At 41.9% G+C, this 15,902-nt stretch carries 12 protein-coding genes and 1 rRNA gene; 2 read left to right on the forward strand and 11 right to left on the reverse strand.

From position 1 onward, the window contains the following. Window positions 1-23: 23 nt before the first annotated feature. The 6 genes from C5749_RS18695 to C5749_RS18725 form a co-directional block, all read right to left on the reverse strand. On the reverse strand, window positions 24-1,457 hold the full coding sequence (locus tag C5749_RS18695) for a phytoene desaturase family protein (RefSeq protein ID WP_105727726.1): 1,434 nt from the start codon (window positions 1,455-1,457) through the stop codon (window positions 24-26). A gap of 72 nt (window positions 1,458-1,529) precedes the next feature. Further along, window positions 1,530-4,121 carry a TonB-dependent receptor gene (locus C5749_RS18700; RefSeq protein WP_105727727.1) on the reverse strand — a complete coding sequence of 864 codons (2,592 nt, stop codon included), beginning with the start codon at window positions 4,119-4,121 and terminating at the stop codon, window positions 1,530-1,532. Window positions 4,122-4,389: 268 nt separating this feature from the next. Further along, window positions 4,390-6,171, reverse strand: coding sequence for an acyl-CoA dehydrogenase family protein (locus C5749_RS18710; protein ID WP_105727729.1), 1,782 nt, complete (start codon window positions 6,169-6,171; stop codon window positions 4,390-4,392). 12 nt (window positions 6,172-6,183) lie between these two features. Next, window positions 6,184-7,359, reverse strand: coding sequence for an acetyl-CoA C-acyltransferase (locus C5749_RS18715; protein WP_105727730.1), 1,176 nt, complete (start codon window positions 7,357-7,359; stop codon window positions 6,184-6,186). Window positions 7,360-7,366: 7 nt separating this feature from the next. Then, the gene (locus C5749_RS18720; RefSeq protein ID WP_105727731.1) at window positions 7,367-9,793 is read right to left on the reverse strand and encodes a 3-hydroxyacyl-CoA dehydrogenase/enoyl-CoA hydratase family protein; all 2,427 of its coding nucleotides are present in this window, start codon (window positions 9,791-9,793) and stop codon (window positions 7,367-7,369) included. A gap of 55 nt (window positions 9,794-9,848) precedes the next feature. Then, window positions 9,849-10,310, reverse strand: coding sequence for a MarR family winged helix-turn-helix transcriptional regulator (locus C5749_RS18725; RefSeq protein WP_105727732.1), 462 nt, complete (start codon window positions 10,308-10,310; stop codon window positions 9,849-9,851). 134 nt (window positions 10,311-10,444) lie between these two features. On the opposite strand from C5749_RS18725, the gene C5749_RS18730 reads away from it, so the two are divergent. Beyond that, a complete protein-coding gene (locus C5749_RS18730) occupies window positions 10,445-10,864 on the forward strand; it encodes a nucleoside-diphosphate kinase (protein WP_105727733.1) in 420 nt (139 codons plus the stop codon). Between the two features lie 66 nt (window positions 10,865-10,930). Here C5749_RS18730 and ybeY read toward each other — a convergent pair whose 3' ends face one another. Beyond that, entirely contained in the window at window positions 10,931-11,365 is a 435-nt protein-coding gene (gene ybeY / locus C5749_RS18735) for an rRNA maturation RNase YbeY (RefSeq protein WP_105727734.1), read from the reverse strand. A 3-nt stretch (window positions 11,366-11,368) separates the two neighbouring features. After that, the gene (gene ruvX / locus C5749_RS18740; RefSeq protein ID WP_105727735.1) at window positions 11,369-11,785 is read right to left on the reverse strand and encodes a Holliday junction resolvase RuvX; all 417 of its coding nucleotides are present in this window, start codon (window positions 11,783-11,785) and stop codon (window positions 11,369-11,371) included. Window positions 11,786-11,883: 98 nt separating this feature from the next. On the opposite strand from ruvX, the gene def reads away from it, so the two are divergent. Continuing rightward, entirely contained in the window at window positions 11,884-12,558 is a 675-nt protein-coding gene (gene def, locus C5749_RS18745) for a peptide deformylase (RefSeq protein ID WP_105727736.1), read from the forward strand. Between the two features lie 28 nt (window positions 12,559-12,586). On the opposite strand, the gene C5749_RS18750 is transcribed toward def, so the two are convergent. The 3 genes from C5749_RS18750 to rrf form a co-directional block, all read right to left on the reverse strand. After that, window positions 12,587-13,648 (reverse strand): glutaminyl-peptide cyclotransferase, encoded by a 1,062-nt coding sequence (locus tag C5749_RS18750; protein ID WP_245893845.1) that lies wholly within the window; start codon window positions 13,646-13,648, stop codon window positions 12,587-12,589. A 59-nt stretch (window positions 13,649-13,707) separates the two neighbouring features. Then, entirely contained in the window at window positions 13,708-15,693 is a 1,986-nt protein-coding gene (gene dnaG, locus C5749_RS18755; RefSeq protein ID WP_105727737.1) for a DNA primase, read from the reverse strand. Window positions 15,694-15,820: 127 nt separating this feature from the next. Then, window positions 15,821-15,902, reverse strand: a 5S ribosomal RNA gene (rrf, locus tag C5749_RS20000); the annotation flags it as partial.

Consider the following 15,902-nt stretch of genomic DNA (forward strand, 5'->3'; position numbering starts at 1 on the left):
GGATTATTATAAATAAAATCTCCTCATAACTTTACATCTATATTAAAATGGTCTTTTAAGATTAATCTGGCTGCATGGACGCCTGCCATTCCATGTACTCCACCCCCGGGAGGTGTAGAAGAAGAGGCGATATATATGTTTTTATTCGACGTACGGTACGGCGTAAGAGACAACGTCGGCCGGGTATACAACTGATAGATATCCATCAAGCCCCCATTAATATCTCCACCAACATAGTTCGGGTTGTATGCCTCTATATCAACAGTATTCATAGTAGATTTAGCCAGGATGGTGTCCTTAAATCCGGGCGCAAAACGTTCTATCTGAGTCTCCATTTCCGCTGTAAAGTCCACTGTAGATCCATTCGGAACATGGCAATATGCCCATCCGGTGTGTTTCCCTTCCGGCGCCCGAGAATGATCAAATTGGCTTGGTTGGGCAAACAATACAAATGGTTTTTGCAGTATCTTACCCTGGTGCGTATGCTTTTCATAATTTGCAATCTCCTCGAAAGTATTGCCTAAGTGTACAGTAGCCGCTTGCTTACACCGTATATCCCGAAAAGGCGTAGGATCAGATAATGCCCAGTCGATCTTGAAAACGCCCATTCCCTGCTTGAACCGTTCCAGTGAACGTCTGTATCCGTCGGAAAGCCCTGTGTTCTGCAATTGCAAAATCTGACGTGGGCTCATGTTAAGTACCAGCGTTGTGTGTTCAGGTAATTGTGCTATATTGTTGACCGACAAGTCTGTCTGCATTTCGCCTCCAAGCGAAAGATAATATGCGGCCAGTGCATCCGCGATGGACTGCGAACCCCCTTTTGGAATAGGCCAACCATAGCGATTCCCCACGGCCATCAATACCAGTCCGATCGCAGAGGTTGCCCAGTTGGAAAGCGGTTGTATGCCATGTGCAGCCATCCCCGCCCACAATGCTTTTGCTTTTTTTGTCTTAAATAATGCCGCTGTCCAAGTAGCCGGCTTTAAAGCCTTTAACCCAAAGCCTGCCAAATCCAACGGATGACGAGGAAAACGCAATGGCCCCATCGTATCCAGCGCCAAACTTTCCCATCGGTCAATTATGGGTAGAATCCATTTTTTATAAGTGTGCGCATCAACACCTAAATCTTGTGCGGTTGCTTCTAAACTATTGTATAATAGGGCAGAATCACCGTCGTCAAAAGGATGTGCCGCGGCGTAAGTTGCCTGCGTAAATTCCAGTCCGTATTCTTTTAAGGGCAATGAACGCATAAAGGGGGAAGCCATGGCCATAGGATGTATAGCTGAACATACATCATGCTTAAAGCCCGGCAATGTCAGTTCTTTCGTACGCATACCTCCTCCTATGGTGTCAGCACCTTCCACAATCAACGTAGAAAGTCCTTGTTGCTGCAAAGTAATCGCTGCAGCAAATCCATTCGGCCCGGAGCCTATTATAATGGCATCATATTTTTTCAAGACAAGTGTATTATACCTGCAATTTAAGAATTTGAATCGTAATAGGTGCCTTTATCCACGTACGTCAACAAATTATCTCAGCTTATATCTTAATGTTATCCCATAGGTCTGCGGATCGCCAATTACCCCGGCATATTGCCCGAAATTACCCGGAGCAGCGAGCAATTGCTCATAGTAATCTTTATTCGTCAAATTTCTGCTCCACACAATGACAGATACTCCGCTTGCCGCCCGGAATCCCACACGCGCATGGAGTAATGTATAGGCGTCTATATTTAGGTGCTGCGACGGTGATGGACTGGACGAGAATGTTGACCGATAAAAAAGATCTGTTCCCAAAAAGTAATTTCCTGCCAACCCTAACAAACGCCCCTTTGCCGTCAATTCGGCTGCCAGTGACCAGGACCATTTTGAAATCCCCGGCAGCTCGCCTCCAGAAACGTCTTTAAAGGCTTGGGGACCTCCGACTTCTTCCAGTGGAACCGGTGCATTGGTGAACGACACATACTTACCATCTGTGTACGCCAATGCTCCGTTCAACCTCAAGAACTCCCAAGGTCTCACACTTCCATCCAGTTCAATGCCCTGCACCCGTACTTTCTCCGCATTGGCTAGGTATCCCCTATTCACTCCAGGATCCGGAGTTTGTACTTGTGTTTGATAATCTTTAATATTTGTCTGATAGGTGGTTAGATTCAAAAATGCATTTCGGTGAGGACTCGTTTTTATACCAAATTCCACATGGTTTACAGACTCTGGTTTCACTTCCGCTAAATCAGTTGCTACCTCCCCATCAATAACCGGCAATCCGCCAACGTTGATGCCTATCGGTTTGTAACTCCTAGAATATGTTGCATAAGCGTTGTAAAGGGGGGTAAATCTGTACTGAAGTGATAATTGCCCAGATAGGTTTCCAGCATCAGCATTTACATCAAATGTTTGATCAGAATAGATACTGTTCACAGCTGCTAATTGTTCCTGCGTATAGTCTATCGTATTATCGATGTATTTTTTACGGTCGTAATCGGCTACTTTTTTATCATAGTTATATCGTAAACCCGGCAATAGATGTAATTTGGAGGTAATAGCCCAATCAAATTGGGAGAAAACAGCCAAACTTGTACTTTTAATACCATACTTGGTGCGAATGCCCACTCTATCGATCAGCCCTGGCGCCCATTCCGTCGCGGAAGCATTGTTTTGTTGAAAACGCCATAAAGCTTCTCCAGCCTCTTCCGTATGTACTGGATCCGTTCTCAAATCCTGCCACAAGCCGAAAACCCCTACAACAGTACTTACTTTTTCACCAATATTACCGGAATACCGAAATTCCTGCGACCATTGATCATGCACGGAATTTCCGGCCGAGATAGTATAAGCAGGCACACCCAAATAGTCTCTATCATTCAACGGCACCCAATTCCAATAGCGCCATGCAGATGTAGATGTCAAAGTACCATTTCCAATTTTATAATCCACGTTAAGAGAAACACCTCCTAATTCATTGTCTGCCTTAGAACGGGTATCCAAATCGACTTTTCGTTCAAAAGCATTTTTGTAAGGAATTTCATAACCTAAGTCTTCCATAATTTTATTGAACTGCCGGTAGGCTGATCGCTGGTTTTCAACAACGCCGGCGACACCCCAACCGTATCCATCTGGCCGTTGTACTGTCACGTCACCAGCTAATGATATTTTCAAATTGTCACTCGGCGTGAATAACAATTGCCCTCTAGCGCCCAGATTATTAATGTCATTAATCTGACGATCTGAATAAACATTATACAAAGTTCCATCGCGTTGTGTTCCTGAAAAAGAGACACGGGCAGCTAACTTATTTTTAACCAAGGGACCAGTTAAAGAAGTTTTTGCTTGTATATAACCATAGTTACCATAGCTCAATTCAAAATTTGCGCTAGGTATGAATTCAGGCTGACGGGAGGTTATATTAAAAGCCCCCGATGTCGTATTTTTACCAAATAGTGTTCCCTGTGGACCTCTTAGTACTTCAATTTGTTCAATATCAATAAAATCTAAGGCCGTCGCAGCTGGACGTGCCATATAGACGCCATCCAAATAAAATCCCACGCCTGGATCGATACCATCATTGGTAAGACCATATGTAGACCCTAAGCCTCTAATATTTAAAGTCGTATTACGTGGATTGGAAGAGTAAAGTTGCACCGTTGGGATGATTTCCTTAATTCTAGCAACATTAAACGCTCCCGCATCTTCTATGGTACTTGCCCTCACTGTAGAAACCGGAATGGGCACATCCTGAAGCTGTTCTCTTCTTCGTCGCGATGTTACGATAACCTGATCTAACGTTTCCTGTTTAGGCGATAACGCTATTCTAACCGGTGAGGTATTCGCAACAATTCTTTCTTGCTCATACCCTACAACCGTGACAATCAATGTGAATGGTAATTTCTGACCAGTAACAAACATAAATTTTCCATTGCGGTCGGTGCGCACGTTATGGGTAACGCCCTCCAGTTGAATCGTAGCACCTTCTATTGGTTCTTTGGAAACGGAATCAACAACAACGCCTTCTAAAGTTGCGTTAATGATCGGTTGAGGTTGAAATTGTGCAAATAGGTTCTGTTTGACTAAAAAAACAAACAATAAAGCCGCTGAGTATCGTAATACTCCGTATTTTTTCATATTTTCGGGTGTTTAATAGTGAATACTAACAAGTGCCAACGCCAATTGAACTTGTAATTTACTTATCGAACGCAGGAGGGAAACATTGCTGTTTCCCTTTTCTGTGTCTTTACTCTTTTTTATACTATCGTTGCCAACGCCAATTGAAACGAACAGGACAAATATAAAAACATTTTCATAAAGTCTACCTAATAAGTAGATTTTATTTAAAAAAACAAAAAAGCCCGCCACGTACACCGTGACAGGCTAAATCAACCAAAACAATGTCTCAAAAACAATATTTATTTTCTTCGATCATTTTCTTCGCAATACGCTGGCGCGCTTCTTTTGTATTGAGTGGCTCAGCTTTCGTAAACCGGCGTAGACCAACCAGCATCATCTTTAACTCATCCCCTTCCGCAAAGGCGTAAAGTGCTTCTTTTCCGGCTGTAGATACTTTATCCAACGTCGTATATAGATACACCCTCGCCATGTCTAACGGGAGAGCAGCGGCATCCTCCCCTTGCGTATGATAAATCTTTTCAGCCCGCAATAATATCGATTCTGCCACATAAACATAACCAATAATATCTGCAATATTCATCAATATCTCCTCCTCTTTCGATAGGCTCATCATCAGTTTCTGTACTGCAGCACCCGCTACCATTAAACCGGCTTTTTTCATGTTTGCAATGATTTTCTTTTCAGCAGAAAAAACAGCGGTATCTTCTTCTCCGAAGTCAGGAATAGCCATCAGTTCGTTTGCAACAGCCGTTGCAGCCCCCATCAAATCGAGCTCTCCTTTCATAGCACGTTTTAACAACATATCCACTACCAACAAGCGATTCACTTCATTTGTACCCTCGAAAATCCGATTAATCCGTGAATCCCTGTAAGCTCTCTCCATCGGAGCTTCAGCTGAGTAACCCATACCTCCATATACCTGTACACCTTCGTCGACAACATAATCCAACATCTCAGAGCACCATACTTTGATAATCGCACATTCTATGGCAAACTGTTCTGTGGCTTTCAGCTTGGCTTTTGCCTCGTCCATTCCGTCTGCGACAAGTGCAGCATAAGCATCATCAATATTTTGTCCTGCTCGATAAGCTGCCGATTCATTAGCGTATAAACGAATAGCCATTTCAGCCAATTTGTGACGAATGGCCCCGAACTTGGATATAGGCAAATTAAACTGTACACGTTCATTGGCATATTTTACGACCTGTGTAACAACAGAACGAGCAGAACCAATAGTAGCGGCGCCTAATTTAATGCGTCCAATATTTAGAATATTAACGGCAATCTTAAAGCCGTTTTCCCTTTCAGACAACAGATTCTCTACTGGAACAGGACAATCATTAAAGAATATTTGTCTTGTTGACGACCCTTTGATACCCATCTTGTGTTCTTCGGGATTCATCGTAATTCCCCCAAAATCTCTTTCTACAATAAAAGCACTGAGGTTTCTGTCGTCATCAATTTTTGCAAATACAATGAATACATCGGCAAATCCGCCGTTTGTAATCCACATTTTTTGTCCATTGAGAAGATAATGTGTAGCTTCCGCATTTAATTTCGCCGAAGATCGGCCCGAATTGGCATCGGATCCCGCGTTAGGTTCGGTCAAACAATAGGCAGCTTTCCATTCTCCTGAGGTTAACTTAGGAATGTATTTTTCTTTTTGGACTTCGTTTCCGTAATATAATATGGGTAAAGTGCCGATACCGGTATGTGCCGACAGTGCCACGGCAAAAGAATAGCCGCCACCTACTGCCTCTCCAACTAACATAGAAGTATTGAAGTTTTTGCCAAATCCTCCGTATTGCTCAGGGATGGACACACCCAATAGCCCCAGCTCTCCGGCTTTATCTAAAAGGTGCTGCATTAAACCTTCTTCTTGTGCGTCAATTCTGTCCAGCTTATCCAACACTTCCGCGTCAAGAAAATCCAAACAAGTCTGGCGAATCATTTTCGCTTCTTCATCAAACTCTTCCGGAATAAAAACATCCGTATAAGGAGTTTCGCGGATCACGAATTCCCCGCCTTTAATAGCTTTTGTTTCCATTGTTTATATCCCTTAATCTAACATCTCAAATATCCCTGCTGCTCCTTGTCCCGTTCCTACACACATCGTCACCATACCGTATTTTTTCTCACGGCGCTTTAGCTCGTTCAAGATCTGTACCGTCAATTTAGCTCCTGTACAGCCCAAGGGATGCCCTAAAGCAATTGCTCCGCCATTGACGTTCACTTTTCTTTCATCCAACCCTAATTCCCGGATAACGGCTAAGGATTGAGAAGCAAATGCTTCATTCAGTTCGATAAGGTCTATGTCTTCTGTTTGCAATCCCGCCATTTCCAATGCTTTTGGAATAGCGGATATTGGGCCTATTCCCATAATACGTGGCGGTACTCCAGCTACTGCATAACTCACTAAACGTGCTATCGGTTTAACATCTAATTCTTTTAGCATTTTTTCTGACACCACCATAACAAAGGCTGCACCATCGGATGTTTGAGACGAGTTCCCCGCCGTAATACAACCGCCTGTCGCGAATACCGGCTTTAATTTTGCTAACACTTCAGCAGAAGAATCGGCTCTCGGCCCTTCATCTGTATCTACTATGTATTCACGTGTAGCAATTTTATTATCCTTTAGATAATTTTCGGTAACTGTAATCGGCACAACACCGTCTTTTAGATGTCCATTTTTAATCGCTGCGATCGCTTTTTGATGTGATCTTAATGCAAAGGCATCCTGATCTTCACGCGAAACATGATATTCTTTTGCTACGGCTTCCGCTGTTAACCCCATCCCCCAGTACCAATCGGGATGGTGTTTTGCTACTACTGGGTTTGGCACAATTTTCCAACCGCCAAAGGGCATACCTGACATGACTTCCACCCCACCAGCAACAATACAATCGGCCATACCGGACTTAATCTTCGCTGTAGCGGTAGCAATAGTTTCCAATCCTGATGCACAGTACCGATTCACCGTTACACCTGGTACCTTATCCGTATCCAGTCCCATCAACGAAATCAGACGTCCCACATTTAACCCCTGTTCCGCCTCCGGCATGGCATTGCCCACAATGACATCATCAATTTTCGTCACATCCAATTGTGGCATTGTTGTCACCAAGTGTTTGATAACTGTTGCCGCTAAATCGTCGGCACGCATGAAACGAAAGCCACCTCTCGGAGCCTTCCCTACTGCTGTGCGGTATCCTGCTATAATGTATGCTTCCATGTTTCTACTAATTTCTAAGAGGTTTCCCTTTTGTCAACATATGTTGTATTCGTTCTAACGTTTTCCGCTCCGCGCATAATTCTAGAAACGCTTTTCGTTCCATATCGAGTAAGTATTGCTCGGAGACTTCGGTAGGTTCTGACAGATTTCCACCACACATCACCCATCCCAACTTTTCGGAAATTTTTTTATCATGGTCGGATATATAATTCCCTTCCCGCATGGAAGATGCTCCTACATATACAATTCCGAGTCCTTGATTTCCGAGCACTTTAATGTCCGTTCGTGGAGCCGGCTGTATATATCCAGCATTCGCAAGCTCCAGAGCTTTTGCTTTAGCATCCGCCAACAACCGCTTGCGATTCATCGTAATGGCATATTTGCCCTCCCGCAAGTAACCGAGCTCCGCAGCTTCTACAGCAGAAGTCGATACCTTCGCCTGCCCTATCGTTAAGAAGCGTTCCTTTAACGTGTTCTGTACAATTTGATCTGGCTTGTATTCATCTGAGGCGCGAAGGGCAAACTCCTTAGAGCCACCGCCACCAGGGATAACACCAACGCCGAACTCTACTAAGCCCATATAGGTCTCCGCATGCAATTGTACGAAATCAGCATGCATCGAAAATTCACATCCGCCACCTAGCGTTAGCTGGAATGGCGCAACCACTACGGGAATAGAGGAATAACGAATCCGCATAGCCGTATTTTGGAACATACGCACCGCCATATTCAGTTCATCATAATCCTGTTCGACCGCCATCATGAAAATCATTCCGATATTAGCACCTGCCGAAAAATTTTTTCCATCGTTCGTAATAACAAGGCCCCGGTATTCTTTTTCGGCTAAATCAATCGCTTTATTAACTCCCTGAATCACATCTCCACCGATTGTATTCATCTTGGTATGAAACTCACAATTGACAATACCGTCACCCAAATCCGTAATAGTTACACCCGAATTCTTCCAAATGGTTTTTGTGTCCCGAATATGATCTAAAACAATTAAATTTTCGGCTCCTGGCATCGGTTTGTAAGACTTCGAGGCTATATCGTAGTAATGTCTTACACCGTCTTGCACTTTATAAAAAGAGTCGTGTCCAGCTTCCAGCATATCATGTACCCACTGGGCTACTTCGCCTTGCTGTCCCGGCAATCCTTTTTCCTCTTTCTGAATCTTTTCGATAGTTTCCCGCACCCCCAGTGCATCCCAGACCTCAAACGGGCCCAGTTCCCAACCGAAACCAGCACGCATAGCATCATCTATCCGATAAAAGTCATCGGTAATCTCCGGAACACGGTGGGAGACATATTCAAATAACGGATAATGCATCGCGCGGAACAATATGCCTGCTTTATCGGTACCTTGTTCGTATACTTTCATCCGTTTACGAATGTCTTCTACAGGCTTGGTTGCCTCTAGGGTCTCTGACTTAACTTTCTCTTGTTCTCTGTATTCCAACGTCTTTAAATCCAGCACAAGAATGACTGAATTGCCTTTATCGTCTTTTACTTTTTTATAAAAACCTTGTTTTGATTTCTCGCCCAGCCATTTTTTCTCTACCATTTTGTTAATATAGGAGGGTAGCTGGAAAACTGCTTTCGCCTCGTCGTTAGGGACATTTTCCGTCAACCCCTGCGCGACATTAACCAACGTATCCAAACCTACAACATCCGCCGTACGGAATGTGGCAGATTTGGGATGCCCCATCGCCGGTCCGGTATATTTATCAACCTCTTCTACAGACAAACCCATTTGCTCCACGAGATGTGTTAACGCTAGCATAGAATAGACCCCTACACGATTTCCGATAAAAGCCGGCGTATCTTTACATAATACAACGGTTTTCCCGAGCATATTATCTCCAAAATGCATTAAAAAGTCAATGACTTCTGGCTTCGTATGAGCAGTAGGGATAATCTCCAGCAGTTCCAGATAGCGCGGCGGGTTGAAAAAATGCGTCCCACAAAAATGTGCTTTAAAATCATCTGATCTCCCTTCGGTCATCAGATGGATGGGAATACCAGAAGTATTGGAGGTGATTAACGTGCCTGTTCTTCGGTGTTGTTCTATTTGTTCGAAAACGGATTTTTTGATATCCAGTCGTTCGACAACCACTTCGATGACCCAGTCGCATGTAGCAATAGCGGACATATCGTCTTCAAAATTTCCCGTGCGTATACGCTTCACGTAGCGTTTACTATATATGGGCGATGGGTTGGTTTTCAACGCCGTATCCAGTGAGTTGTTCACTATACGATTCCGGACGACCGCACTTTCCAATGTCAATCCCTTAGCTTCCTCCTGCGGTAAGAGTTCCCGTGGCGCAATATCCAGCAAGAGCACCTCTATACCAATGTTCGCGAAGTGACAAGCAATCCGCGAGCCCATAACTCCAGAACCTAAAACAGCGACTTTCTTAATACGTCTATTCATTTTAATAAAATTTAGTATTTAGATGTTAATGTGGAGATTCCTGCATAGCGTCTAACTAACATCTAATATCTTTAGCCTTTTCCTCTTTGTCCAGTTGGTAAGTTGCTGCCAACGTGTTGATTTTCTGTAATGACTGAATCAATTGTACACGTTCTTCTTCGGGAATCCGAGACTCTAAAAACTCATTAAAGTTCCTAACAACATCTTTTGCCAACGTTCGCTTTTCGACACCTAAGGGCGTCAAATATACTTTTACCGATCGTTTATCGGATGCATTTACCTCTCTATAGATAAACCCTAACGCTTCTAAATTGTTTAGTACACGCGACAGCGATGTTGTTTTTACACCTGTGGCGTTTGCAATTTGAGAAACTGAGGCACCTTCTTTATGTATATTGATTAAAATATAACCGGCAGCTTGGGTGAACCCAAATTGTGAGGCAATAACATTGTACTTGTTAGCAACTGTTTGCCAACAGGTTTTCAAAAAATAATCTATAGTGTTGTCTTGAGACATAATCCGATTTATATTACTATGCAAGCATAACAAATATAATAAGTCTCTCGGATAAAACAAATTTTTTTAGGTTTATATTTTTGCTGCTTTTCATCTTTCCTCTAATTCCCTATCTTTACACAAAAATTATCAATATGGCAACAAATAGAACTTTTACGATGATTAAGCCAGATGCAGTAGCAAACGGTCACATCGGCGCTATCTTAAATGATATTATCGCTGATGGCTTTAGAATTGTCGCTATGAAATACATTCAGCTCACGAAAAAAACTGCCGGCGATTTCTATGCCGTGCATAAAGAAAGGCCTTTTTATGGTGAGTTGGTTAACTTTATGACATCAGGACCGATCGTCGCTGCTATTTTAGAAAAAGATAACGCTGTAGAGGATTTCCGTAAACTCATCGGCGCTACAAATCCAGCAGAGGCAGCAGAAGGGACTATCCGTAATAAATATGCAAAATCAATCGATGCGAATGCCGTTCACGGATCAGATTCGAATGAAAATGCGGAAATCGAAAGTAATTTCTTTTTCTCTCAGTTCGAAAGGTTTTAAGTCTCATCGGCTTTAGAAAAAGGGAAATCTGATGATTTCCCTTTTTCTATTTACATGCTTCGTTCCTTAAAACATTCGTTTGCCTAAATATTCGTTTTCCTTGATTGTCATCAATTCTTTATCGTTTCTTTTCTTATCCACATATCCACATAGGTGCAATATCCCGTGAATAATAACACGATGCAGTTCATCTCGTTCTGATACGCCAAACTTCAACGCATTTTCCCTTGTTCTTTCGACCGATATAAAAATATCACCCGAAATTATACTATCCTCTTCCGAAGAATCAAATGTCACGATATCGGTATACGTATCGTGGTTTAAATATTGTTTATTAATTTCCAGCAGAAAGGCATCTGAACACAAAATAAAATTCAATTCGCCGATACGATCAAACCCTTCTGTCGCAACTGTGACGCCAATCCATTCCCGTATTTTTTGTTTGTCTTTAATTTTATAATCAACGTCCTCGTTGAAAAATGAAATATCTCTTAATGCCATTGTTTATAAAAATGTTTTGGAGTCCATGTAAGTTTGTAGAATGATAGTTGCCGATACAGTATCGACCAGGTTCTTCTCTTGTCGCTTATTCCTTTTTGCACCGCTTTGAGCAATAACTCTGGTAGCCATTTTAGAAGTAAAGCGTTCATCAACTTCGACGACGGGGATACTAGGATAGACTTTCTTTAGTTTCCGCATAAAACCAACAATATGTTGCGCTGATTGTGACGCCGTTCCATCCATCTGTAACGGTTTACCCACGACAAATGTTTCTATCTTTTCTTCTCGGAGGTAATCTGTTAAAAACGTCCAAATCTCTTCCGGATGAATGGTCGTTAAGGAAGTTGCAATAAGCTGCATCGGATCTGTAACCGCAATGCCTATTCTTTTCGTCCCGTAATCAAAAGCCATGATGCGCATATCTATTTATTTTGAATACAAAAATACGAATCCTTAACGAGCTTTTTACTGGGTACCTCTTCCCATCTAAAAACATAAGCCGTCGTATTATATTGTATATGAAAATGAATTTATGTAGGTTTGGTTTCAGCAACATAAGCATAAAAAAGTCAAGAAGCTCAACAGCTGGTATGGACAGATACTTCACAAAAAAAGAAAATAGACTAATATTATCGGGTGAAATAGACGAAAAAATGCATGTATTGCAAACAACCGTCGCAAAAGAAAAGATAACGCTCTATAAATCGTCAACCGAAGTTCAATACGATGCTCCTTTATTAGATGTTCTTCGCAATCGAATGCTTGCTACCGTACAACATCCTAGTCATCAGGGTGTCGGCATTGCCGCGCCCCAGGTAGGTATTAATAGAAACCTTATTTGGGTTCAGCGTTTTGATAAAATCGATCAGCCATTCGAGTTCTATATTAATCCGCAAATTATCTGGTATTCACAACTTTTGAGAAAAGGGACAGAAGGTTGCCTCTCTATTCCAGATAGAAAAGAAGACATTATTCGTCATTACGCCATCAAAATTCAGTATATAAATAACAAAACAGGCAGTCCGGTCGAAGAATTGATTGAGGGGTTTACGGCTATCATTTTTCAACATGAAATAGATCATTTGCATGGCATACTTTATCCGGATAGATTGGAGGAACAACTATCGAAAGACGTTTTGATATTAAATAAAAACATAGAATTTTCAGTTGAAAAAGAAACTTTTACTCCTTAAAAAATATAGTAAGAAAATCGTATTCCTTTTAGCGTTCTATGATTTTAACCTCGTAGAGTTTGTCCCACTGTTTACCAGTAACAAATAATCGCTTACCTATCTCGTCATAAGCAATTCCATTCATTTCCTCATCTACGGCTCCTCGCTTCGCATTCTTATACAGGCCTACAAAGTTTATCTGTCCTTCAACTGCACCTGTCTCAGGATTGATGATAACCACTATATCTTTTCCATATATATTGGCATAGACTTTTCCGTCAATATACTCTAATTCATTAATGTAATCAACAGCACCATTATGGTCATAAACAGGAATAAAACCCATTTCCTGATAAGTATTAGGATCTAGAAAATATAATTTATTGGAACTATCCGTCTTTATAAGTTTTTTTCCGTCGTAGCATAATCCCCACCCTTGTGTGCTTTGCTGATAACTAAATGTTCCAATCTGCTCAAACGTATCTTTATTAAACACATACCCCAGCTTATTACGCCACGTTAGCATCAAAATCTTGTCTCCTACAATCGTCATTCCCTCACCGAAATAAGGTTCGCCAGACGCATCGGTACCTGTGATTTCTTTCTTCTGTATAACCTTTCCAGTGGTAAGCTCTACCTTCCTCAACGACGTTATTAAATCATTTCCAGCACCGGTGGATTCATACAAAAAACCATTCTCAAACTCCAGACCCTGCGTAAACGCCGTTGTATCATGGGAATATTCATTGACAACTTCGAACGTATATTGACGCGGTGACTCTGGTAAGATAGTTACATTACTAAATGCTACATCCTCTTTTCCTTCTCTGTAGAGTTTGGCCACCAAATTACGTGCTCCAAGACCAATGGATTCTGTATCTAAAAGAACCTGTGTCGTATCCTGCTTCCTTTCAATAACCTGTCCATCTACCGAATACACGACAGAATCAAGTGTACTATCCGGAAAGTGCATACGCACGGCAACCTTTTGTCCAAGAATAATTGTTTCACCGGATTTGGGTGACAAAAACTCAAATTTTTTCTGCGATTTACATCCTGTCATAAACACGATAACAACCGCCATAAAAACTAGAATATTATTTACTTTCATTGTTCTTCCGTATTGCGCAGCCAATTTACAGAAATAAAATGACAACCTCTACCCACCAACTATTTCACTACAATATTTCCCAAAAAATCTCCCAACACCTTCGCTGCCTCTTTCAACTTTTGATATTTGGCTAATAAAATCTCGATATCTTCTCCAGTAACTGTTGTCTTCAATTCTTCTCTAATTCTGACCATTTCTTTCTCCACTTTCCTTTTCTTTATGCGATAAATGGCCTGCATAGTAAGTTCTTGAAGATGCTCCCGCTCTTCGCGGACATAAATTTTTCGCTTCTCATCGTTCCAATTCGGGCTAAGTTCATAGGGCGTAGTCACGCATGTAATAGCTAAATCTTGTACATCCTTATCTTCGTGTGAGAAGAAATACTTTGTATCTGGAATCTCAAAATGTTCTGCTTTCTGTTTAAACGTATCAACAATAAATGCGCTTGCTCTATCTTCAAAAGTAATATCGTCTAAAGCATTTAAGAGCAAAGGAGCTACGGGAATATCTCCATCACCCTCCCATACAGCAGGCTCGGAACCGTAAATCAATAAAATACGCACAATTTCTCTTTCCTGCAAGGTGTCGGATGTAGTAGCCTGTGTCTCTTCTCCTGCTGAGGACGTTCCTTGAGTACGCTCGTCATCAGTCAAAAAGAAATCAGCAGGCGGTGTATCCACCGGAGCATCCTCATTGAAAGTCTTAGTTGCCTGCTGTACCTTTCTATCCTGTGCTCTTGCCTTCTGAATGCGTATCTTATTCAACTCGGTCAGTAATACACGCTCTTCAATATCTAGCAAATGCGAACATTGTTGGATAAAGACCGAAACCTTTATCTCATCAGGTATCAAAGCAATACTCTCTACGACTTCTCTAATGACCTCTGCACGTTTAATCGGATCCCCGTCCGTATCTTTTAATAAGATATTTGTTTTGTAAAAAATAAAATCTTCCTGATGCTTAGCAATATATTCTTTAAATGCCGTAGAGCCGTATCTCTGGATATAAGAATCAGGGTCGTTTCCATCTGGAAACAACAACACTTTCACGTTGAGCCCTTCTTCGAGCAGCATATCCGTTCCGCGTAAAGATGCCTTGATGCCGGCAGCGTCCCCATCATACAAAATAACAACGTTATTCGTGAAGCGAGAAATAAGGCGAATTTGGCCGGAGGTTAAAGAAGTACCAGAAGAAGACACCACATTTTCTACTCCGGCTTGATGCATAGATAGAACGTCAGCATAGCCTTCCACCAGATAACATACGTCGTTATCCTTAATTGCTTTCTTCGCAAAATGAAGACCGTACAGAACATCTGATTTGTGATATATATCACTTTCGGGCGAATTAACATATTTGGGAACAGCTTTTTCTGTCTTCAACGTACGCCCACCAAAACCGATGACACGTCCTGTTAAGTTATGAATAGGGAAGATAACCCGCCCCCTAAAACGGTCGTAAAGACTGTTATCATCTCGTTCAATGGCAAGTCCAATCTCTTTTAGATAATCTTTATGAAAACCACTTTCGACAGCGGCTTCTGAAAGAGCCGTCCATTGATCGGGAGAATAACCTAAGTCAAATTTAGTTATGATACTCTCCTGATAACCTCGTTCCTTAAAATAAGTTAATCCTATACTTTGCCCTGACGGGGTGTTCCAGAGTTGTTCTTTAAAATACTTTCCTGCCCACGCGCTAAGCACATATAAGCTTTCTCGCTTATCTTGAGCCGCAAGCTGCGCGGGAGAACGTTCAACTTCCTCTACCGGGATACTATACTTGTCTGCTAAATAACGTATGGCCTCGGGATAGGAATACTTCTCCAATTCCATAACAAATTTAAGTGCATCTCCCCCTGCACCACAACCAAAGCATTTATAAATACCTTTGGGTACCGATACATGAAAAGATGGTGTTTTTTCGTTATGAAAAGGGCAATTACCAATGAGGGACGTTCCACGCTTCTTTAAATCCACGAAGTCGCCTACTACCTCTTCTATCCTAGCTGCATCTAAAACTTTCTCAATGGTTTCTTTTTTTATCATAGATTATCCGTGAAATGATAAAGCGATTATGCAAAAGTAATAATTAGTAACGAGTATTACATGATGAGCAACGGCATGTTCCAAACAAAAAAAGCCCCTTCAGAAATCTGAAGGGGCTCCGTATAAAAACCGGCACCGACCTACTCTCCCACCTTTTACGGCAGTACCATCGGCTCTGGCGGGCTTGACTGCTCTGTTCGGAATGGGAA

Origin of the sequence: Sphingobacterium gobiense, from assembly GCF_002980575.1 — a bacterium.
Taxonomy (GTDB): Bacteria; Bacteroidota; Bacteroidia; order Sphingobacteriales; family Sphingobacteriaceae; genus Sphingobacterium; species Sphingobacterium gobiense.

Bases quoted from the DNA above. Each gene is read 5' to 3' on its own strand.
- C5749_RS18700 (WP_105727727.1), bottom strand. From the start codon at position 4,121: ATGAAAAAATACGGAGTATTACGATACTCAGCGGCTTTATTGTTTGTT.
- C5749_RS18710 (WP_105727729.1), bottom strand. From the start codon at position 6,171: ATGGAAACAAAAGCTATTAAAGGCGGGGAATTCGTGATCCGCGAAACT.
- C5749_RS18715 (WP_105727730.1), bottom strand. From the start codon at position 7,359: ATGGAAGCATACATTATAGCAGGATACCGCACAGCAGTAGGGAAGGCT.
- C5749_RS18720 (WP_105727731.1), bottom strand. From the start codon at position 9,793: ATGAATAGACGTATTAAGAAAGTCGCTGTTTTAGGTTCTGGAGTTATG.
- C5749_RS18725 (WP_105727732.1), bottom strand. From the start codon at position 10,310: ATGTCTCAAGACAACACTATAGATTATTTTTTGAAAACCTGTTGGCAA.
- C5749_RS18730 (WP_105727733.1), top strand. From the start codon at position 10,445: ATGGCAACAAATAGAACTTTTACGATGATTAAGCCAGATGCAGTAGCA.
- ybeY (WP_105727734.1), bottom strand. From the start codon at position 11,365: ATGGCATTAAGAGATATTTCATTTTTCAACGAGGACGTTGATTATAAA.
- ruvX (WP_105727735.1), bottom strand. From the start codon at position 11,785: ATGCGCATCATGGCTTTTGATTACGGGACGAAAAGAATAGGCATTGCG.
- def (WP_105727736.1), top strand. From the start codon at position 11,884: ATGAAAATGAATTTATGTAGGTTTGGTTTCAGCAACATAAGCATAAAA.
- C5749_RS18750 (WP_245893845.1), bottom strand. From the start codon at position 13,648: ATGAAAGTAAATAATATTCTAGTTTTTATGGCGGTTGTTATCGTGTTT.
- dnaG (WP_105727737.1), bottom strand. From the start codon at position 15,693: ATGATAAAAAAAGAAACCATTGAGAAAGTTTTAGATGCAGCTAGGATA.